The sequence below is a fragment of the Streptomyces sp. NPDC025806 genome (genome assembly GCF_055558275.1).
The window spans coordinates 248,193-268,722 of the sequence record NZ_JBVHMU010000002.1 but is presented as its reverse complement, the minus strand read 5'-3'; the positions used below and the strand labels follow the sequence as shown (position 1 = coordinate 268,722).

Annotated in this window: 17 protein-coding genes; 6 read left to right on the top strand and 11 right to left on the bottom strand. The window is 72.4% G+C overall.

Going from position 1 to position 20,530, the window contains the following annotated elements; genetic code table 11:
- Positions 1-3 precede the first annotated feature (3 nt).
- The 5 genes from ACZ4E1_RS04820 to ACZ4E1_RS04800 are packed head-to-tail and all read right to left on the bottom strand — an operon-like array spanning position 4 to position 5,831.
- Complete coding sequence (locus ACZ4E1_RS04820) at positions 4-993, bottom strand: ABC transporter ATP-binding protein (RefSeq protein WP_467535861.1); 990 nt, start codon at positions 991-993, stop codon at positions 4-6.
- The gene (locus tag ACZ4E1_RS04815; protein ID WP_467535859.1) at positions 990-2,000 is read right to left on the bottom strand and encodes an ABC transporter ATP-binding protein; all 1,011 of its coding nucleotides are present in this window, start codon (positions 1,998-2,000) and stop codon (positions 990-992) included. Before ACZ4E1_RS04815 ends, ACZ4E1_RS04820 begins: the two co-directional genes overlap by 4 nt.
- Positions 2,000-3,001 carry an ABC transporter permease gene (locus ACZ4E1_RS04810; protein WP_467535858.1) on the bottom strand — a complete coding sequence of 334 codons (1,002 nt, stop codon included), beginning with the start codon at positions 2,999-3,001 and terminating at the stop codon, positions 2,000-2,002. Before ACZ4E1_RS04810 ends, ACZ4E1_RS04815 begins: the two co-directional genes overlap by 1 nt.
- Before the next feature lie 35 nt (positions 3,002-3,036).
- The gene (locus ACZ4E1_RS04805; protein ID WP_467535857.1) at positions 3,037-4,755 is read right to left on the bottom strand and encodes an ABC transporter substrate-binding protein; all 1,719 of its coding nucleotides are present in this window, start codon (positions 4,753-4,755) and stop codon (positions 3,037-3,039) included.
- 44 nt (positions 4,756-4,799) lie between these two features.
- Positions 4,800-5,831, bottom strand: a complete 1,032-nt coding sequence (locus ACZ4E1_RS04800) for an ABC transporter permease (protein WP_467535856.1) — start codon at positions 5,829-5,831, stop codon at positions 4,800-4,802.
- Positions 5,832-6,238: 407 nt separating this feature from the next.
- Here ACZ4E1_RS04800 and ACZ4E1_RS04795 point away from each other — a divergent pair, with 407 nt between their 5' ends.
- From ACZ4E1_RS04795 to ACZ4E1_RS04785, 3 genes are all read left to right on the top strand, one after another.
- Positions 6,239-7,711 (top strand): chlorohydrolase family protein, encoded by a 1,473-nt coding sequence (locus tag ACZ4E1_RS04795; RefSeq protein ID WP_467535855.1) that lies wholly within the window; start codon positions 6,239-6,241, stop codon positions 7,709-7,711.
- Positions 7,708-8,430 carry a GntR family transcriptional regulator gene (locus ACZ4E1_RS04790; protein ID WP_467535853.1) on the top strand — a complete coding sequence of 241 codons (723 nt, stop codon included), beginning with the start codon at positions 7,708-7,710 and terminating at the stop codon, positions 8,428-8,430. The genes ACZ4E1_RS04795 and ACZ4E1_RS04790 overlap by 4 nt, the downstream gene beginning before the upstream one ends.
- 138 nt (positions 8,431-8,568) lie before the next feature.
- A complete protein-coding gene (locus ACZ4E1_RS04785) occupies positions 8,569-9,444 on the top strand; it encodes a triphosphoribosyl-dephospho-CoA synthase (RefSeq protein WP_467535851.1) in 876 nt (291 codons plus the stop codon).
- An 8-nt stretch (positions 9,445-9,452) separates the two neighbouring features.
- Here the strand turns inward: ACZ4E1_RS04785 and ACZ4E1_RS04780 are convergent, their stop codons facing one another.
- A complete protein-coding gene (locus ACZ4E1_RS04780) occupies positions 9,453-10,088 on the bottom strand; it encodes a histidine phosphatase family protein (RefSeq protein WP_467535849.1) in 636 nt (211 codons plus the stop codon).
- 188 nt (positions 10,089-10,276) lie between these two features.
- Here ACZ4E1_RS04780 and ACZ4E1_RS04775 point away from each other — a divergent pair, with 188 nt between their 5' ends.
- Complete coding sequence (locus ACZ4E1_RS04775; RefSeq protein ID WP_467535847.1) at positions 10,277-10,846, top strand: GlcG/HbpS family heme-binding protein; 570 nt, start codon at positions 10,277-10,279, stop codon at positions 10,844-10,846.
- A 71-nt stretch (positions 10,847-10,917) separates the two neighbouring features.
- On the opposite strand, the gene ACZ4E1_RS04770 is transcribed toward ACZ4E1_RS04775, so the two are convergent.
- Both ACZ4E1_RS04770 and ACZ4E1_RS04765 read right to left on the bottom strand, forming a co-directional pair.
- Positions 10,918-11,988: a substrate-binding domain-containing protein gene (locus ACZ4E1_RS04770; protein ID WP_467535845.1), complete on the bottom strand. Its 1,071-nt coding sequence runs from the start codon at positions 11,986-11,988 to the stop codon at positions 10,918-10,920.
- 117 nt (positions 11,989-12,105) lie between these two features.
- Positions 12,106-13,599, bottom strand: coding sequence for a right-handed parallel beta-helix repeat-containing protein (locus tag ACZ4E1_RS04765; protein WP_467535843.1), 1,494 nt, complete (start codon positions 13,597-13,599; stop codon positions 12,106-12,108).
- A gap of 418 nt (positions 13,600-14,017) precedes the next feature.
- On the opposite strand from ACZ4E1_RS04765, the gene ACZ4E1_RS04760 reads away from it, so the two are divergent.
- Positions 14,018-15,121 (top strand): RICIN domain-containing protein, encoded by a 1,104-nt coding sequence (locus tag ACZ4E1_RS04760; protein ID WP_467535841.1) that lies wholly within the window; start codon positions 14,018-14,020, stop codon positions 15,119-15,121.
- A gap of 134 nt (positions 15,122-15,255) precedes the next feature.
- The gene (locus ACZ4E1_RS04755; RefSeq protein ID WP_467536649.1) at positions 15,256-16,932 is read left to right on the top strand and encodes a sigma-70 family RNA polymerase sigma factor; all 1,677 of its coding nucleotides are present in this window, start codon (positions 15,256-15,258) and stop codon (positions 16,930-16,932) included.
- Here ACZ4E1_RS04755 and ACZ4E1_RS04750 read toward each other — a convergent pair.
- The 3 genes from ACZ4E1_RS04750 to ACZ4E1_RS04740 are packed head-to-tail and all read right to left on the bottom strand — an operon-like array spanning position 16,856 to position 20,501.
- A complete protein-coding gene (locus ACZ4E1_RS04750) occupies positions 16,856-18,256 on the bottom strand; it encodes an MFS transporter (RefSeq protein ID WP_467535838.1) in 1,401 nt (466 codons plus the stop codon). The two genes, ACZ4E1_RS04755 and ACZ4E1_RS04750, sit on opposite strands and share 77 nt — an antisense overlap.
- Positions 18,253-19,101: an SDR family NAD(P)-dependent oxidoreductase gene (locus tag ACZ4E1_RS04745; RefSeq protein ID WP_467535836.1), complete on the bottom strand. Its 849-nt coding sequence runs from the start codon at positions 19,099-19,101 to the stop codon at positions 18,253-18,255. The genes ACZ4E1_RS04750 and ACZ4E1_RS04745 overlap by 4 nt, the downstream gene beginning before the upstream one ends.
- Complete coding sequence (locus ACZ4E1_RS04740) at positions 19,098-20,501, bottom strand: flavin-containing monooxygenase (protein WP_467535835.1); 1,404 nt, start codon at positions 20,499-20,501, stop codon at positions 19,098-19,100. Before ACZ4E1_RS04740 ends, ACZ4E1_RS04745 begins: the two co-directional genes overlap by 4 nt.
- Between the last annotated feature and the right edge of the window lie 29 nt (positions 20,502-20,530).

Here is a 20,530-nt window from a genome sequence, read left to right as displayed (position 1 = left end):
AGGTCACCTTTCTTCGATGTCGATGTCGATGTGGTGGCAGGCGGGGCTGCCGGTCGGGACCTCGTCGGCGCAGCGGCTCGCGCTCTTCTCGTCGAGGGTGAGGCGCAGCGGGCAGCGCGAGCGGAAGACGCAGCCGGAGGGCGGGTTCGCGGGGCTCGGCAGGTCGCCGGCGAGCCGGACGCGTCCGCTGCGGTCGGCGTCCGGGTCGGCCTGCGGCACGGCGGACAACAGGGCCCGGGTGTAGGGGTGCCGGGGGTGGTCGAAGACCTCGCGGGTGTCGCCGTGCTCCATGATCTTGCCGAGGTACATGACGGCGACGCGGTGCGCGAAGTGCTTGACCACGGACAGGTCGTGGGCGATGAACAGGTACGCGACGCCGGTGTCTTTCTGGATGTCCTCCAGCAGGTTGATGACCTGGGCCTGGACGGACACGTCGAGCGCGGAGACCGGCTCGTCGCAGATGATGAGCTTCGGGTCCAGGGCGAGGGCGCGGGCGATGCCCACGCGCTGCTTCTGGCCGCCGGAGAACTCGTGCGGGAAGCGGTTGTAGTGGTCGGGGCGCAGGCCGACGCGGTCCATCAGGTCGCGGACGGTGGCCTTGATGCCGCTCGGCGGGTTGATGCGCTGGGCGAGCAGCGGCGCGGCGATGGCGCTGCCGACGGACTGGCGCGGGTTGAGCGAGGAGGACGGGTTCTGGAACACCATCTGGACGCGCCGGCGGTAGTCCTGGAGGTCGCCGCGGCGCAGCTCGGATATCTCGCGGCCGTCGAGCTTGATGCTGCCGGAGGTGGGTTCGAGCAGCCGCATCAGGAGGCGTCCGGTGGTGGACTTGCCGCAGCCGGACTCCCCCACCAGGCCGAGGGTCTGGCCGGCGCCGACGGAGAAGCTGACGTTGTCGACGGCCTTGACGACGCCGCCGGAGCGGAAGGCGCTGGTGCGGGTCGGGAAGTGCTTGGTCAGGTCGGCGACCTGGAGCAGCGGGGTCGGGGTCATCGGGCCACCTCTCGGGCGGGTGCCGCGACGGTCAGGTGGCAGCGCGACGGGTGGTTGTCGGGCCCGGTGAGCGCCGGGCGGCTGGTGGCGCAGGCCGCGTCGGGCACGCGGTGCGCCTCGGGGCAGCGGTCGGCGAAGAGGCAGCCCTCGGGCAGGGCGAGCAGCGAGGGCGGGAAGCCCGGGATGGGCCGCAGCCGCTCGGACTGCCCGGTGAGGGACGGCATGGACGCCAGCAGGCCCTGGGTGTAGGGGTGTTGGGGGTCCTTGAAGAGGTCGGAGACGGTGGCGCGCTCCACGCACTCGCCGCCGTACATGACGACGACCTGGTGGCAGACCTCGGCGACGACGCCGAGGTCGTGGGTCACCATGATCACCGAGGTGCCGGTCTCCGACTGGAGTTCGGCGAGCAGGTCCAGGATCTGGGCCTGCACGGTGACGTCGAGGGCGGTGGTGGGCTCGTCGGCGATGAGGAGTTCCGGCTCGCAGACCAGGGCCATGGCGATCATGGCGCGCTGGCGCATGCCGCCGGAGAACTCGTGCGGGTAGGCGGAGTAGCGCTTCTTCGGGTCGGGGATGCCGACGCGGCCGAGCATGTCGACGGCGACGGCGGCCGCGGCCTTCTTCGAGACCTGGTTGTGCACCCGGTAGGCCTCGGCGATCTGCGTCCCGACGGGGTAGAAGGGGTGCATCGCGGAGAGCGGGTCCTGGAAGATCATGGCGATCTTCTTGCCGCGGTAGGCGCGCATCTGCGCCTCGGTCAGCGGGTTGAGGTCCGTGCCGTCGAGCAGGATCTGGCCGCTGATGCGGGCGGAGGTGTCCTTGAGCAGGCCCATCAGGGCCTGGCTCGTGACGGTCTTGCCGGAGCCGGACTCGCCGACGATGCCGACGGTCTCGCCTCGGGCCAGGGTGAGGTCCATCCCGTTGACGGCGTGCACGAGGCCGTCGTCGGTCGGGAAGGTGACCCGCAGGTCGCGGATCTCCAGCATGGGGGTGGGTGTCGTGGTCATCAGTTGACCCTCACTCGCGGGTCGATGACCGCGTAGGCGGCGTCGACCACGACGTTGGCGACGATGATGAAGAAGGCGGCCATCATGGTGATGGCCATGGTCACCGGCAGGTCGCCGGACTGGGCGGCGTGCACCGCGGTGAATCCGATGCCGGGGACGGAGAAGATCTGCTCGGTGAGGACGGCGCCGCCGAGCAGCAGCCCGATGTCGAGGCCGAGCATGGTGACGACGGGCGTGATGCCGGCCCGGGCGCCGTGCCGGAAGACGATCTTGGGCCGGGACAGGCCCTTGGCGCGGGCGGTGCGCATGAAGTCCTCGCCGAAGGTCTCCAGCATGTTGCTGCGGGTGACGCGGATGTACTGGGCGCTGAACAGGACGGCGAGCGCCACCCACGGCAGCAGGTAGTTGAGGACCCAGCCGCCGGGCCCGGCGGACCCGAACGGCGAGGTGATCTCGTTGGTGGTGAACGGCAGGACGTGCAGCGTGCTGACGAAGAACAGCAGGAGCAGCAGGCCGGTCACCGGGATGGGCAGGGACACGCCGACGGAGGCGGCACCGACGATGACCTTGTCGGTGAACTTCCCCTTGCGCAGCGCGGCGAGCATGCCGAGGCCGACGCCGACGACGGTCCACAGGACGATCGCGCCGACGGCCACGGACAGGGTGTACGGCAGGGCTCGCGCGATGATCGCGGTGACGTTCTCGTTGGTCTGGAACGACTTGCCGAGGCAGGGCCATTCGCACAGGCTCTGGCTGCCGGGGGCACCGACCCACCGGCCGTGCAGCAGGCCCGTCATGTAGTCGACGTACTGGGACAGGAACGGCTGGTCCATCCCGAGGGCGACACGGGCCTGGGCGACACGCTCAGGGGTGCACTCCTGGCCGCAGGCCGCCGCGGCCGGGTCCGCCGGACCGAGCTGGAACAGGCTGAAGGTCACGAAACTGATGACGATCAGCAGGGCGATCATCGCGGCGAAGCGCCGCAGCAGGAATCTGGTCATGGTCTCGTCAGTTCGCTCGTCGGTTCGTCAGTTCGTCACTTCTCGACGCCGACGGTCGACAGGTCGATCGAGCCGAAGAAGTAGCCGACCTGCGCACCGCGGATCTTGGAGCCGACGACGCTGTTGGTGAAGGAGCGGGTCAGCGGGACCAGCGGGTAGTCCTGCATGATCTTGTCGAAGAGGCCGGCCCACTTCTTGCCGAGCTCCTCGCTGGTGCCGTTGGCGCCGCGCAGCTCGTACAGCTCCTTGGAGAGCTTCTTGTCGTAGTAGCGCGGGATGTTGGAGAACCCGTAGGTCTTGCCGTCGACGCTCGGGCCGATGTTGGGGTCGATCGTGGTGCGGACCGAACCGCTGTCGGCGCCGCCGCACCAGCCGCTGCGGGCGATGTCGGGCATCTGCTCACCGGCGAGGATCGTGTAGTAGTTGGCCGCCGGGATGGGCCGCAGCTGGAGGTCGATGCCGATGGCCTTCAGGTTCTGCTGGAGGGTGTTGCCCATGCTCTTGTAGCGCGGGGTGGCGTCGGCGTAGCCGTACACGAGCTTCTTCGGGAACTTCTTGCCCTTGAGGAGCTTCTTGGCCTCCTCCGGATTCGGCTTGCCGGCCGGGTCCAGGGCGGTGTGCTGCTCGACGTAGCCGCGCTGCGCGTCGTTGATGTACGACTGGGCCAGCTGGCCGAAGCGGTTGCCGCCGTACTGGACCTGGATCGCCTTGCGGTCGATCGCTATCGCGATGGCCTTGCGGACCTGCGGGTCCTTGATGGTCTCGGTGTTGAGGTTGAGCACATCGGTGCAGCCGAGGAGGCCGGCGGCGGTGCGCTTCTTCACGTCGGGCTGGTTCAGCTTCGAGGCGTCGGAGGCCTGGAGGCCGCCCTGGCTGTCGAGGGTGATCGCCGTCGGGTCGGAGTCGGCGAGCAGCTGCTGGCTGATGGTCGCCTGCGCCGTGGAGAGGCTGAAGGTGAACGTGTCGGGCAGGGCGGGCCGGTTGGGGTCGGTGGCCGCGTCCCACTGGTCGTTGCGGACCAGCTTCATGGTGCGCCCGCGCTCGTACGACTTGATCTTGTACGGGCCGGAGGAGACCGGGTGGTTGGTGTAGTCGAGCTTGGTGTCCTTCGACTTGGGCACCGGCGCCGTGTTGGAGCGGGAGACCAGGGCGGGGAACTCGGCGAAGGGCTGCTTCAGGTGGAAGACGATCGTGCGGTCGTCCGGGGTGTCGATGGCCTTGAAGTCGCCGCCCTTGTAGGGGCCCTTGTACGTGTCGTCGGTGAGCGCGGCGTTCAGCTCCTGCGGCGCCTGGGTGTAGACGTCACGGGCGTAGGTGCGCTCGACGCCGTACTTGATGTCCTGGGACATGATCGGCTTGCCGTCCTCGAACTTCAGGCCCTTCTTCAGGGTGTACGTCCAGGTGAGGCCGTCCTTGGAGGCCTTGCCCAGGTCGGTGGCGAGGTCGGGGACCATCGTGGGCGGCTGCCCGGCGGTCTCCTTGGCCATGACGAGCGTGCGGTAGTAGAGCTGACCGACGTTGGCGGTCTGCACGTAGTTGCTGTTGCCCGGGTCCAGGGTCTGGAAGTCCGCGGACATCAGGACGTTGACGTTGCCGCCCTTGGTGTCGAAGCCCTTGCCGACCTGGACGGGGTCGAAGGCGTCGGCGTTGGCGCGGGAGCCGGAGCCGGGGGCCGGCTTGCTGCCGCTGCACGCGGTCAGGGCCATCGCGCTGCTGAGGACGATCGCGATCGCGGCTGCTGTACGTCGAGTCACTGCGTCTCCTTGAAGAGGGTGAGGAGCGGTGTTCCAGCGGGGGTTCAGTTGCGGGAGGACTTGGGGTCCAGGGCGTCGCGGACCGCGTCGCCGAGGAGGTTGAAGGCGAGCACCGTGATGACGAGGGCGCCGGCGGGGACCGCGAGGAACCACGGGTCGGACAGGTACCAGTTGCCGGACTGGGCGGCGTTGAGCATCTGGCCCCACGAGGGAGTGGGGTCCTTGACGCCGACACCGAGGAAGGACAGGGCGGCTTCCGCGGTGATGTTGGTGGGGATGAGCATGGTCGCGTAGACGAGGACGACGCCCATCACGTTGGGGATGATCTGCCGGAAGATGATGCTGCGGCGCGAGGCGCCGTAGGCGCGGGCGGCCTCGACGAACTCCTGCTCGCGGATGGACAGCACCTGGCCGCGCACGACGCGGGCGAGGTAGGCCCAGCCGAAGAATCCGAGGATGATCACCAGGGAGGCGACCGGCAGCAGGCTGCCCTGGTCCAGTGCGGTGCCGCCGAGGCGGGACTGCATGATCGGGGTCAGCGACAGGACGAGCAGCAGGTGCGGGAAGGCGAGGAAGAGGTCCATGATCCGGCTGATGACCATGTCGACCTTGCCGCCGAAGTAACCGGCCGCCGCGCCGATCACGGTGCCGAGGACGACCGAGACGGCGGTCGACAGCAGGGCGATGATCAGCGAGATCCGCGCGCCGTAGGCCATGCGCGCGAAGATGTCGCGGCCCAGGCCCGGTTCGAGGCCGAGCCAGTGCTCGGTGGACGGGTAGCGGTAGTACTCGAGCGGCAGGCCCGGGGTGTCGAACTCGTCGAGATAGTCGGGACCGGTCAGCGAGGTGTACGGGTCCTGGCCCTCGAGGTGCGTGAGCAGCGGGGCCAGGATCGCGAAGAGCAGGATCAGGGCCACGACGATCAGCGCGCCGACGGCGATGCGGCTGCGCCGGATGCGCAGCCATGCCGTGGCCAGGAGGGACCGGGCGGCGGCCGGCTCCGCGGACGGGGCCGCGGCGGCCTTCTCAAGGGGTGGGGGCAGGGTGGCCACCTGTCCGTCGGGGGGCTCCGGCATGCTGGCGCGGGGCGTCCGACGAGGCGACACTTGCGGATCCGACACGTCGGTTCCTCCGTGCTCGGGGGCAGGAATGGCGGGACGGTATACCAAGAAGTGGCCCGGCCACCAGAGCCCTGCCCGCCACCGAAACATCCGAAGTGACGCCGGAGCCCTTACCCGGACCCCGCAGCCCTCCCGACCTGCATCTGTAGGCCCCACATAAGTCCAGGTGGACGCGCATATATAGGTACCTGTAAACGCCATCGAGACACTTGATCGATCACCGGAAATTCTTTTTCGGCGCCTCACTATTTGAGACCGGGAACCCCCTCGGACACCCCTTCCGAAGAGAAGTCCCCGAACAACTTCCCTTTTGGTATGCCAGTTTCTAGGCTGTCGACCTCCGACGTTCCTCAGGAGGTCCCATGCGCACGCGCTGGCGCGCCCGACACGTACTCGCCCACCAGGACGGTGGGCACGCTCTTCTGCGGGACGGCGAGGTGGTGTGGGAGGACGACGTCATCGTCCACGTCGGCCCGCACTACGACGGCCCGGTCGACGTCGACCGCGACCTCGGCGACACCCTCGTCATGCCGGGTCTCATCGACCTGGACGCCCTCACCGACATCGACCACCTCGTCATCGACTCGTGGCACAGCCCCGAGCACGGGCGCGGACTCCAGTGGTCCCAGGACTACTTCGACCGCCGCCGCCGCGACGTCTTCACGCCCGAGGAGCGGGCCACGGTCCGCGCGTACGCCCTCGCGCAGCTCGCCCTGCACGGCATCACCACCTACATGCCGATCGCCTCCGAGGTGCACAGCTCCTGGGCCGAGCCCTACGACGAACTCGTCGCCATGGCCGAGACCTCGCGCCGGATCGGGCTGCGCGGCTACCTCGGGCCCGCCTACCGCTCCGGCGTCAACGTCGCGACGGCCGACGGCGGGCGCGACGTGGCCTTCCGCGAGGAGCTCGGCCGGGCCGGCCTCGCGGACGCCGTCCGCTTCCTCGACCACCTCGCCAAGCTCGACGACCCGCTGCTGACCGGTGTGCTCCTCCCCTGCCGCATCGAGACCCTCTCCACGGAGCTGCTGCGCGCGACCGCGGAGACCGCCCGCAGCCGTGACGTCCTGGTCCGCCTGCACGCCCTGCAGGGCACCACGGAACGCGAGATCACCCAGCGCCGGCACGGCATGACGCCTCTTCAACTCATCGAGGAGTGCGGCCTGTTCGAGGCGCGGCTGCTCATCCCGCACTCCGTGGTCATCGACCGCCACCCCACCCTGTTCGGCGAGGACCGCGGCGACCTGGACACGCTGGTCCGCTCCGGCGCCTCCGTCATCCACTGCCCGCAGACGTCCATGCGGTACGGGGAGGCCCTGCACTCCTTCCGCGCCTACCGGGAGGCCGGGGTCAATCTCTGCCTCGGCACCGACTCCTTCCCGCCGGACCTCATCCGCGGCATGGACGCCGGCGTGCACCTCGCCAAGATCGTCGACGGGCGGCTCGACGCGGCGCCGGCCGAGCAGTACGTGGAGGCCGCCACGCTCGGCGGCGCCCGCGCCCTGGGCCGGTCCGACCTGGGCCGCCTTGAGCCCGGCGCCCAGGCCGACCTCGTCGCGTTCGATCTCGGCGACATCCGCGACGGCGTCCTGGACGACCCGGTCCGCACGTTCCTCCTCAACGGCACCGCGCGGCAGGCGACCCAGTCCGTCGTCGCGGGGCGGCCGGTCCTCGTCGACCGCGAGCTGCCCGGCGTCGACCTCGCCGGTCTCCAGCGGGAGGCGCAGCGCCTGTTCGACAAGATGCGGGCAGCGTACGCCGAGCGCGACCTGCTGGGCCGCGATCCCGACACGCTGTTCCCGCCGACCTTCCCGCCGTTCCGGGACCGGTCGTGACGGCCGTCTCCGGGGTCCTCGCCCAGGCCCCGGACGCGGCGCCCGCCCCCCGCCGGGGCGGGCCGGGCGCGGCGTCCCACGTGGACCGGGCCGAGGCCTTCATCCGGGCCGGGATCCACTCGGGCGCCTATCCGCAGGGCGGCCGGCTGCGCGAGCGGGAGCTGTCCGAGACGCTGGGCATCTCGCGGATCCCGGTGCGCGAGGCGCTGCTGCGGCTCGCGCAGGAGGGGCTCGTGGTGACCTCGCCGCGGCGCGGGGCCACGGTGCGCCGGCTGACGCTGCGCGATGTGAACGAGCTGTTCGACCTGCGGCTCAGCCTCGAAGTGTTCGCGGCGGGCCGGGCGGCGGAGCGCAGCGCGCAGGGGTACGAGCATCCCGCGCTCCAGCGGATCATGGACGAGGCCGAGGACGCGACGCGGCGCAACTCACCGGCGGACATCGCCGCCGCGAACACCGATTTCCACGCCGAGATCATCACCATGACCGGCAACCGCCTCCTCCAGGCCTCGCTGCAGCCCTCGCTCGGCCTGATGCACTGGCTGTTCCGCCTCACCTCGACGGACGTCGGCCCCCGCCTGCACTGCGAGGAGCACAAGCGGATCTGCACGGCGGTGTACGCGGGCAAGGCGCAGCTGGCCGAGGCGCTCTCGTACGCGCACATCGACATCCGCCGGGAGCCCACGCTGGAGGCCTTGGAGGGGGTGCTGCCGCCGCGGTGAGCCGGTGCGCGGGGGCCTGCGGTCCCGGAGCGCGGGTCCGGGTCTCTCGGACCCGCGCTCCGGGACCTTGGTCCCGATTCCGCGCGCGGCCGGGGCGGGCAGAACCTGGGGGTCCCGGTGTCGCGTGACGGTGCCTCCGTGCGCCGGGAGACGGACGACCGCGCCGAGGTGCCCCCCTCCAGGAGGACCTTGCTGATGCTCGACCACCGTTCTCCCCGTACGACCGGACTGCCCTTCGGCGCTCGCGCGGACGACGTCGCTGATCTCGCCGTGGCGGCGTTCACCCGCGAGGTGTTCCTGACCCCCAAGCCGGGCCTGCCGGACTGCCGCACGGCGCGGCTGCCCGCGAACTCGGTGTTCTCCTCGCTCATCGACGCGGGCGTCGGACTGCACGGCGCCTTCCACGCGGCCGCGGGCGCGGGCCCGGACCTCGACCGGCTGGCCGCCGCATGCCGCCTCGCACAGGAACGCGTGCCGTACCTGGCCTCCCTCAACGGCCTCGACGTCGCCGCCCGGCTGCTGTGCCTGCTCTCCGCGGCGTACGCGCAGGGTGCCACGAGCCCCGGCCAGGCCTGCCGGATCGCGCTCGGGCTCGACGAGTTGATCGAGCCGTCCGGTCACTTCCAGGAGAGCTACCGCGCGATGTCCGGCACCGACAAGCAGCAGGCCGTCGGTGTCGTCGAGGACGCGCTGACCTCGATCCGCGCGGCCCGCGCCCGGGGCGTCCCGGCGGAGACCGCTCAGCTGGACGCGCTGCTCGCGCTGATCGCCGCCGTCGACGACGGGCGCGTGGTGCGGGAGAAGGGGCCGCTGGCGCTGCGCATGATCCAGCAGGACGCCACGGCCGCCCTGGCCGCGGGCGGGGCCGGTTCCGAGGAGGGGGCCCGGCTCCTGGACGCGCTGGACGAGGAGATGACCCGCTACGGGATCTGCCCCGCCTCCAGCGGCGCCCTGCTCACGGCCCTGCTCTTCCTCGACTCCGTGGGCGAGCGGGAGGAACCCGTCGCCCACTGAGCGGCCCGTCAGACGCGCAGGACGTCGGGGGAGTCCGTCCAGCGCAGCTCCTCGGGGAGATGGCCGACGTCGTTCAGGACGAGGACACCGGCGGGGCGTCCGGGAGCGTAACGGATGACGGTCAGTGCCGCGTTGCCGGGGTTCAGGCCGAGCCAGCGCCAGGCGGGGGCGTCGAGCGCGTCCCGCACGAGCCAGGCGACGAGGAAGCTGTGCGTCACGAGCAGCTCGTGACGGTCCTCGGTGCCTTCGGTCACGGGTCCCGTGAACCGGTCGAGGGCCTCCTGGGCGAGCCGCGCGCCCTCCGCGGCCTCCTCCTTGGCGACACCGGAGAGGTGGCCGAGGAAGAAGTCGGCGCAGTCCTCGGGGAGTTCGTGCCGCTCGGGCAGATGCGGCACGTAGTCGCCGGCGGCGTCGCAGGGGTGCAGCGGCACCTGGGCGCCGAGCCGGTCGCCGATCAGGCGGGCGGTCTGCGTGGCGCGCGGGAGCGGTCCGTGGTGGACGGCGGCGAAGGGGACGCCGCGCAGCCGTTCGCCGAGCAGACTCGCCTGCCGCCGCCCTGCCTCGGTCAGCGGTGCGTCCCCCTCTCCCTCGGCCTGGCCGTGCCGGACCACGTACAGGTATCGCGTGGCCGTACCTCGCGTCACAGGTGCCTCCTCGTTCCCCGCCGCAGCGGTGTCGATCTTGTACGACGAGGGACGCGCCGCCGTGCGTGCCGGTTGCGTACGGCTGCCGGGTGACGTCGTGGGGACGCAGGCTGTGCGGGGTCCGGTTCGGGACACATATCGGTGGCACGTCAGTGGCACGTTCCCTCACTCCCAGGAGTCACCGGACCATGAAGCTCACCGCCAGCCCCTTCGCCCGCACCGCCCGGGCCGTCACCGGCGGTCTCCTCGCCGCCGCGGTCCTCACGCTCGGCAGCGCGGGCGCGGCCTCGGCCGCCGTCGCCGCGCCCGCGGCGCACGCCACGGCCACGCCGGGCGACGTGGCGCACAGGTACCTCACCGAGTCGACGCACCTGACGATCCGCGCCGCCGCGAAGGCCGCCGAGGCCGCGATGGACGCGGCCGTGGCGGAGGGCCAGCGCGTCTCGGTCGCCGTCGTGGACCGCAACGGCAACACGCTGGTGACCCTGCGCGGCGACGGTGCGGGCCCGCAGTCCTACGAGTCGGCCATCCGCAAGGCGTACACGGCCGTGTCGTTCAACGCCCCGACGTCGGTGCTGGTCGGACGTCTTCAGCAGCAGCCGACCCTCAAGGACATCCCGGGCACACTGTTCCTCGCGGGCGGTGTGCCGGTGACGGCCAAGGGCTCCCCGATCGCCGGCATCGGCGTGGCCGGTGCCCCGTCGGGCGACCTGGACGAGAAGTTCGCCCGCGCCGGGGCGGCGGCGCTGCGCCGCTGAGCGGACGTACGGGCGGTGCGAAGGGGCCGGCTTCCCGGGAGGCCGGCCCCTTCGGCATACGCGTCCGGCGCTCAGCCGGACATCCGCTGCCCACAGGAATTCCAGTGTCCGCAGGACTGGCGGATCTTCAATGTCGGGAGCAGTTCGGTCTGTTGGGTCGGGAGTGTGTCGCCCTCGGCCAGCCGGCGCAGCAGCAGGTGCAGGGCCTCGGCGCCCACAGCGCGCTTGGGCGGGGCCACCGCGGTGAGTGGTGGGTCGGCGAGCGCGGCGTACACGTCGTCGTACGCGACGAGGGCGAGGTCGGCGGGGACGGTGAGGCCGTGGGTGCGCAGGAGCGCGGGGAGTTGGAGGGCGTCCTGGTCGTTGTGGACGAGGGCGGCGCGCACGCCGGAGGCGGCGGCCTCGGCGAGGCGTGCGGCCAGGGCGGCCGGGTCGGCGGGCCCGGGCACGTCGGTGACGGGCAGGGCGTCGAGGCCGAGGAGGTCGACGGCCTCCTGGTAGCCGCGGCGCACGTCGCGGGCGGTGTAGGTGTCGTCGCGGGCGGCGAGCAGGACGGCGCGGTGGCCGAGCCCGGCGAGGTGGCGCAGGGCGAGGAGGACGCCGTGGCGGTGGTGGGAGCAGACGGCGTCGAGTTCGGCGGCGGGGCTGCCGAACTCGGCGCGGCGCTCCACCAGGACGGCGGGCACCGGGAGTTCGCCGAGCCACTCGGTGTCGCGGCCTCCCCGGCCGGGGTGCCAGTCGGGGGCGAGGAGCAGTCCGTCGACCTCGGACTCCAGCAGGCGCTGGACCTGGACGCGGTCGCTGTCGGCGCCGTAGGGGGCGATGCCGAGGACGAGGCGGGCCCCTGCGGCGACCGCGGCGGCGCGGGCGCCGGCGACGACCTCGTCGAAGTACTGGCCGACGGTGGGCACGAGCATGCCGATCACGCGGTCGCGGCCGGGCTCGGCGCGGTCGTCGGTGAGGAGTTCGACCGCACCGTGGGTGCGGCTGAGCCGCCCCTCGTCGGCGAGCGCGGCGACATCGCGGCGCAGGGTGACCGCCGGGACGCCGAGGCGGTCGGCGAGGTCGACGACGCGGACGGCGCCGGTCCCGCGCAGTGCCTCCAGGATGCGGGTGCGGCGCGCTTGCGCGGACACGGTCATGGGCCCCTCCCCCGGCTCCGGCCGCCGTCGGTCCGTCGGCCTCCGACGCACCGTACCCGATCACTTCCGGTCATGTGATCGGGTACGGCGGAGCTGCGGTGTGGTGGGCGACGGCGCTTACAGGCCGGGGCCGTTGTAGGCGCCGCGGTGCGGTTTGACGGTCGCGGAGACGGGGTTGCCCCAGTAGTCGCGACCGCCGTTGTCGGTGATGACCGAGCCGTTGTTCAGGGCCGGCGAGGTGCTCTTCAGCTTGTACCCGTCGACGGAGTCGAGGGTGGTGCCGCCGGTGCCGGGGTTCACGAAGCCGGGGTCGCCGGTGATGCCGTTGGCGGTGGGCCGGGGGACGCCCTGGTAGACGTTCCACAGATAGGAGATGCCGGTGCCGGTGGGCAGTCGGGAGTCGGTGGTGCCGACCCAGATGTTGTTCTCGACGACGCTGGTGCTCGGCAGGGTGATGGAGAGCTTCTTGTCCGTGCAGTAGATGACGTTGTTGTAGAGGTGCAGGGCGGAGCGTCCGCTGCCGCCGCTGCTCATGCGGCAGTCGTTCTCGGAGATGTTGTAGCGGACGATCTCCTTGGCGGCGCCGCTGGTGCCGCAGCCGTCGCAGTCGAGGAAGAAGCCGCCGATGTTGTCGCGGCTGTAGTTGTACTGGACGGTGCAGTAGCCGGTGTTGCCCCAGTCGCAGTCGAAGGCCTGGCTGTCGGCGACGGACATCCGGGTGGTGCTGTGGACGACGTTCTTCTGGATGGTCGGGTTGTGGTCGCCGAGGACCCAGATGCCGGCGAAGTTGCCGCCGGAGAACGGATAGACGCCGTTGCCGGTGCCGGAGGCCACGTTGTACTGGATCATCGGGGAATCGGCGTAGCTGACGATGACGGCGTCGCCGCCGACGTCGGTCACGGTGTTGCGTTCGACGAGGACGCCGCTGCCCTTGGTGGCCATGGCGCCGACGCGGATCTTGAGGCCGCCGCCGCCGGTGTTGCTGACCTTGTTGTCGTGCACGTGGACGTCGTTGAGCGTGGAGCCGGTGCCGCTCGCGCCGGTGACGATGCCGGCGGACTGGACGTAGTCGTCGGTCGTCGGGGAGTTCTTGTTGGTCTGGCCGGCCACGCGGTCGATCACGAGGTTGCCGAGATCGAATCCGGTGTGGGCCTTGCCGTCGGTGGCGGACACGCGCAGTCCGGTGCGGCGGGCGAGGGTCCCGGCGGGGTTGGTGAGCTTGATGTCGCGGACCGTCCAGTGGTCCTGGTCGGTGAGGCGCATGGCGTCCGCCGCGCCGGCGCCGTCGACGACGGGCGGGGTGCCGGTGCCGTAGGCGGTGACGGTGATCGGCGCGGCGGCGGTCCCGCTGCCGCGCGGCGCCAGGGTGCCGGTGCAGGTGGTCCCGGCGGCGAGGGCGAGGGTGTCGCCCGGCGCGTACGTCGGGGCGTTGGCCTGGGCGAGGCTGTTGTACGGGCTGCTCGCCGTGCCGGTGCCGGGGGTGGCGGCCGAGCAGTCGACGTACGTCGTGACCCCGGCCGCGGCGGCCGGGGTGTCCTGGAGCGCGACCAGGCCGGCACCGGCGAGCGCGACCGCCAGGAGTGCTCGGCCCGGAGAACGCATGACCCTCATGGGTGCACCTCTCTGCTGGAAGTGCGCCAGAAACTAGGGCGGGCCCCTGATCGAGTCAATACGCTTCTAGCGTTCGATCAAATTCCGATCAATTGACCGAAACACCGGGCCAGTTCGATCACAACGAGCCGCGCGATGCGTGGAGTTGACGGATTCCCCTGCACTCCACGCAGGTCTTGTCACCGGAGCCGGTCGGGTGGACGATTGCGGCCGTTCCTCCTCCGCAAACTCCGCAAGGCACTTCCGGCGTCCGGCACTTCCGGTCGCCGGACACACAGCGTGCACGGACACGAGAGGACCCGACATGCGCTCCCCCACACCCCGCACGTCCCGCACGTCCCCGCGCCCTTCCAGAAGCACGTCCCCGCGCCCCTCCAGAAGACGGGGTCGAAGCCTGCTCGCCGCCGCGGGCGTGCTGATGCTCGCCGCAGGGACCGGCCTGGCCACCGCCGGCCCGGCCGCGGCCTCGGACACGCCGGGCTCGTACACGCACTACGGATTCCCCTCCGGGACGGCCGGACTGAGCGACGTGACGTTCCGGACGACCGTCACCAAGGACGCGGGGCCCGCGTCGAACATCTTCTGGAGCCACCAGTTCGGCTTCACCGCGGGCAACGGCGCATACACCGGCATGCAGTCCAACGGCCCGGGCCAGACCCGCACGTTCCTGTTCTCCGTGTGGGACGCCACGGAAGCGAAGACCGGCTCCGCCGGGAGCTACTGCCTGGACTTCGGCGGCGAGGGCGTCGGCAAGAGCTGCCGCCTGAAGACCGACTGGAAGGAGGGCGACACCTTCCGCACCCGGGTCGCGCACGAGGGCGACCGCTGGTTCGGCGTGACGGTGACGAACGAGACGACGGGCGCCTCGTTCAAGCTCGGCAGCATCCGCGCCGGCTCCACGCAGATCTCGCCGAACGGGATGGTGGACTGGGCGGAGTACTTCGAGTGGAACAACCCGAAGGCCTCGTGCGACGACCAGCCGTACTCGCAGGCCCGCTTCGGCGTGCCCGTCGGGAACGGCGGCGCGGTGACCGCGAGCGTCTCCTCCACCCAGGTCAGCTCGTCCTGCGCCGCGTACTCACGGGTGGACACGGTCTCCGGCGGCTCGGTGCAGACGAACGGGATCGGCAACTCGGTGCGCGGCCCGGTCACCGGACTCGGCGGCAAGGTGCTCGCCGGGGCACAGAACACGTCCGGCTCGCCCGCGGTCGTCACCGCCCCGACCGGCGCGGCCGAGCAGGCCTGGGTGCTCGGCAAGGACGGCGCCCTGCATCTCATGGGCCAGGGCCTGTGCCTCGACGTGCAGGGCGGGGCACAGACGAACGGGACCCCGGCGATCGTGTGGACCTGCACGGGCGGCACCAACCAGCAGTGGCGCGCCGAGAACGGGACCCTGCGCAACCCCGCCTCCGGCCGCTGCCTGGACATTCCGGGAAGTAACACCACCAACGGCACACAGGTCATCATCTGGGACTGTCAGGGCACTTCCAACCAGAAGTGGACGGTTCCGGTCGTTCCCTGACCACTGAGTGCCCCACCGTGACCACTTCGCAGCGCCGACTGAGATTTTCGTTATTACGTCATCGCCGCAAGGTCTCCATGATGTCGGACGAAACTCAGGCCGAGCGGGCCTGCGGGGCGGAGAGTGGACAGGGCATGGACAGCGAACGGCACACCGCGATGATCCGGGCGGCGCAGGGCGGGGACCAGCGGGCGCAGGACGAGGTGGTCGCCGCGTACCTGCCGCTCGTCTACAACGTGGTGGGCCGGGCGCTGCACGGGCACGCGGACGTGGACGACGTCGTGCAGGAGACGATGATCCGCGCCCTGTCCGGGCTGCCGTCGCTGCGCGCGCCCGAGCAGTTCCGGTCCTGGCTCGTGGCCATCGCCATGAACCAGGTGCGCAGCCGCTGGCAGGCCCGGCAGGCGGCCCCCTCGTACGGGGAGCTTGGCGAGGCCCACGAGCTCGCGGACCCGGCGTCGGACTTCGTGAATCTGACGATCGTGCGCATGGGGCTGTCGGGGCAGCGCCGCGAGGTGGCGGAGGCGACCCGCTGGCTGGAGCCCGCGGACCGTGAGCTGCTGTCGCTGTGGTGGCTGGAGGCGGCCGGCGAGCTGACCCGCGCGGAGGTGGCCGCGGCGCTGGAGCTGTCGCCGGCGCACACGGCCGTCCGCGTCCAGCGCATGAAGGAGCACCTGGAGAACGCGCGGGTGATCGTGCGGGCGATGTCCCGCGATCCGCGCTGCGCCCTGCTGGACGAGACGCTCGGCGCGTGGGACGGGACGCCGTCGCCGCTGTGGCGCAAGCGGCTGGCCCGGCACGCCCGGTCCTGCACGGTCTGCTCCCGCTTCGGTGCGGGCCTGGTGCCGGCCGAGGGCCTGCTCGCGGGCCTCGGCCTGGTCCCGGTCGCCTCCGCCCTCGCCTACGGAGCCGTGCCGGACCCGGCGACCGGCCTCGCGGCCCACGGCTCGTCCCCGGACCCGCTCGGGCTCCCCCTGCACGGCGAGCCGTACCTCCCCGAGACCGACGCCTTCGGCACGACCGCGTACAGCGAGACGTCGGGCACCGGCGGCACCGGGGAGATACGTACGACGCCCCGCAGCCGGACCCGGCGCGAGCGTCGGGCCCGGCGTCGCCGCACCGCGCTGCTCGGTGTCGCCGTGCTCGTCGCGGGCGGCGGCGCGGTCGGCGTGCTCACCCAGCTCGGCCCGGACGAGGGGGCGGACACCGTGCGGACGCAGGCCGCGCCCGTACCGTCCGAGACGCCGGAGCCGAGCAGCGCCTCCCCCTCCGCGTCCGCGTCCCGCTCCGCCTCGCCCAAGGCCTCCCCGTCGCGCAGTTCGGCCCGGCCGACGCGGGCCAAGAAGAAGACGTCGACGCCGCCGCGTCCCCAGCCGACCCCGACGACGCGGCGCCCCGCGCCCCCCGCCCCCACGAAGGCGCCGTCCGGCACCTTCGGCCAGCAGGTCACCCAGCTGGTCAACGCCGAGCGGGCGAAGAACGGCTGCGCGCCCGTCCGGCAGAACAGCACGCTCGACAAGGCGGCCCTCGGGCACTCCGACGACATGGCCGCGCGGAACTACTTCGACCACACCGACCCGGACGGCAACGACCCCGGCGACCGGATCACGGCCGCGGGCTACACCTGGTCCACGTACGGCGAGAACATCGCGCGCGGGCAGCAGACGCCGGCGCAGGTCATGGACGGGTGGATGAACAGCCCGGGGCACCGGGCGAACATCCTCAACTGCGCGTTCAAGGAGACAGGGGTCGGTGTCCATCAGGGCTCGGGCGGCCCGTGGTGGACGCAGGTGTTCGGGACGGCGCGCTGATCCGGCCGGCGGCGCGGTCGAGACCGTACCGCCGCTGGAAGAGGAGCGCGACGCCCATGAGGGCGGCGGGCAGCGCCGTGAACCCCCACAGCAGCGCCCGGAGCGCGGGGTCCGTCTGGGCGACGGTCGTGCCCTCCGTAGAGGAGACGAAGCCCGCCGCCGCGAGGACCGCCGCGTACACGTAGGGGCCGACGGCGGTGCCGGTCGCCTCGGTCGCCGTCCAGACCCCGGTGTACGCGCCCGCGTCGGCGGCGCCCCGCGCCTCGGCCGCCGCGACGACGTCGGGCAGCATCGAGAACGCGAAGAGCTGGAGCCCGGCGAAGGCCGCGCCCATGACGACGACCACACCGAGGGTCGCGGCCGTGCCGAGCGCCCGGCCGGGCAGGAGCGCGAGCGAGCCCGCGAGGAACATGCCCTGCGCGATCAGCAGCCCGCGCTGCTTGCCGGTCCGCCGCGAGAGCTGGAGCCACAGCGGGCCGACGACGGTGGCCGGCACCAGGAACGCGCCCATGAGGACGGCCGTCAGGGAGCGGTCCCGGAGCACGTACTGGGTGTAGAAGGGCAGCGCGGCGAGGAAGAGGTGCGTGGTCGTGCCGGTGAAGAGGTACGAGAGCAGCAGCGCGCGGAAGTCGCGGTCGCGCCAGGCCGCCCGGACGTCCTCGCGGACCGCGTGGGCGCGCTCGCCCGGGGCCTTGAACCCGCAGTGGTCGGTGAGCCGGCGGACCCCGCGCACGGCGAGCAGAGCCGAGACGACGAGCCCGCCGGCGAGCAGCAGCGCCATGCGCGCGTAGGCGCCGCGCTCCCCCGAGGCGACCAGACTCGGCGCGCTGACCCCGGCGGCCAGCAGGCCGAGGGTCAGGAACACCATGCGGAAGAGGAAGACGCGGGTGCGTTCGTGGTAGCCGATGCGCAGGTCGGAGGGGGTCGTGAGGTACGGGACCTGGAAGCAGGCGAACAGCAGGTTCCCCGCGATGTAGCAGCCGCCGACCCACAGCGCGGCGCTCGTCCCGGTCAGCCCGCCGGGGACGCTGAACAGGGCGGTCCAGGCCACGGCCAGGAGCAGGCCCCAGCGGAGCATGCCGCGGCGGTGTCCGGTGCGGCGGGCCTGCCGGTCGGAGCGGGAGCCGAGCAGCGGGTGGACCACGATGTCGACGAGCTTGGGCAGCAGCAGCGTGGTCCCGGCGAGGAACGCGGGCACGCCGAGGGTCTGGGTGAGGAAGTAGAGGAGCAGGAGGCCGGGGACCGTCACCCACAGGCCCATGCCGACGGATCCGGCGGCGTAGAGGGTGAGGTCCCCGGTGCGGGCCCGGGCGGGCGCGGTCACGGTGCGGACCGGTGGCGGCGCACGACACCGGCGGCGAGTTCGGCGCCCTCGAACGCGTCGGCGCGGACGCGTCCGGCGAGGGTGCGCGCGACGATGCGGTCGGTGAGCGCGGGGAGGTGACGGGCGAGGAAGAACTCGACGGCGCCGCGCCGGGTCGTCGGCAGGTCGCGGCGCACCCGGCGGCCGAGCCCGGCGCGGAGCACGGTGTCGACGACGCCGTCGAGGGACTCGTAACTGCTCATGCCCTCCAGGGAGAGTCCGGCGGCGGCGGTCGAGTCGTGGATGGGGCTGCGCACGGCGGACGGATAGACGCAGGTGACGCCGACGTGGGTGCCGAGTTCGAGGCGCAGGGCGTCGGCGTAGGCGACGAGGGCGCGCTTGGAGGCTCCGTAGGCGGCGGCGAGCGGCAGCTGCATGACGGCCATGCGGGAGGACACCATGACGACCCGCCCGCGGGCGGCGACCAGGGCGTCGGCGCAGGCGGCCGTGGTGCGCCAGGTGCCGAGGAGGTTGAGGTCGAGCTGGCGGCGGACCGCGTCGCCGGGCGGCAGCTCGGCCGGGGCCGGGCCGCCGATGCCCGCGTTGTTGATCAGCAGGTCGAGGCCGCCGAGCCGGTCGAGGGCGGCGGCCACGGCGACGGGCACGGCGGCGTCGTCGGTGAGGTCGCAGGGCAGGACCTCGACGGGGTCGTCCGGTCCCGGGGCCAGGTCGAGGCCGATCACGTGGGCGCCGAGCGCGGAGAGCCGGGCGCAGACGGCGCGGCCGAAGGTGCCGGAGGCCCCGGTGACGAGGACGCGCAGTCCCTGGGCGTCGCGCAGCCCGCGCGGAGGGGCGGGGGTCGTCATACGGCGGATCTCCTGTCCTGCTGGGCCGGGATGAAGGGCCGCCGGTCCGGGGTGAAGGGGCGGGCGCCGCGCCGCAGCCGGGCGGCGCCGGCCGCGAGCTCGCGCGGCACCTCGGCCACGTACTGGTCGAAGTCGATGCGCATCGCGGGGCGGCGCTCGCCCCATCGTTCGACGGCGGCGCGCAGCGCGCGGGCGGCGGCGCGGCGTCGTTCCTCGGGCGAGGGCAGGGCGTAGGTGCCGCCGAGGTGGGCGGCGGCGAGCCGGGCCTGGGCCTCGACGACGGGCAGGGCGGCGCCGGTGGACTGCATGAGGCCGACGAAGCACAGGCTGGGGTCGTCGAGGTGGAAGACCCGCTGGTAGAGGCGCAGGCGCTCGGGGTCGGGGCCGAGCCAGCGCTCGGACAGGAACGGGATGGTGACGCGGTAGCCGGTGGCCCACACGATGACGTCCACGGGTTCGCGGCGGCCGTCGGTGAAGACGACGTGGTCGTCGTCGAGGCTTGCGACGCCGGGGCGGGCGGTGACCTCGCCGTGGGTGAGGCGGTGCAGGATCGTGTCGCTGATCGTGGGGTGGTTCTGGAAGAGACCGCCCGCGGGCGCGGGCAGTCCGTAGCTCTGCGGGGTGCCGACGGCGAGCCGCAGCATGGTCTCGGCGACCCGCTGGCGCAGCCGCCAGGGCAGGACGGCGAGGGCGCCGCCGGTCGCGTCGGAGGGCCGGCCGAACAGGTACTTGGGGACGACGTGGACACCGCGCCGGGCGGAGAGCAGGACGGGGCCGCGCGACACGTAGGAGGCGTCGACGGCGATGTCCATCGCCGAGTTGCCCATGCCGACGACGAGGACGCGGCGGTCCCGGAAGGCGTCGGGGGTGCGGTAGTCGTGGGCGTGCATCTGGGTGCCGACGAAGGTGCCGGGGTGGGCGGGCTCGGGGCGCCGGGGGTCCCAGTTGTGGCCGTTGGCGACGACGACGGCGTCGTAGCGCTCGGTTTCGGTGTGGGTGCCGGTGCCGCCGTCGCCCCTCTCGTGGGTGACGAGCCAGCCGGGGCCGTCCTCGGCGCGCTCGACGGCGGTGACGGTGGTGCCGAAGCGGAGGTGTTCGGCCAGTCCGAAGGTCTCGCAGTAGTCGGCGAGGTACCCGGCGACGAGATCGGCGGACGGGTAGTCGGGCCAGTCGGCCGGCATCGGAAGGTCGGCGAACTGGGTGCGGCCCTTGCTGGTGTTCAGGTGCAGCGAGGCGTACGCCGGGGACAGGCCGCTGGAGTTGTCGCGCACCCACAGCCCGCCGGGCCCGTCCCCGCGCTCGTATCCGACGGGTTCGACGCCCGCGTCGAGCAGCGCCTTCACGGTGGCGAGGCCGGCCGCTCCCGCGCCGACGACGGCGACACGACTCGGTGGGCGCATGGTGCGGCTCCTCTGCGACGACGGGGGAC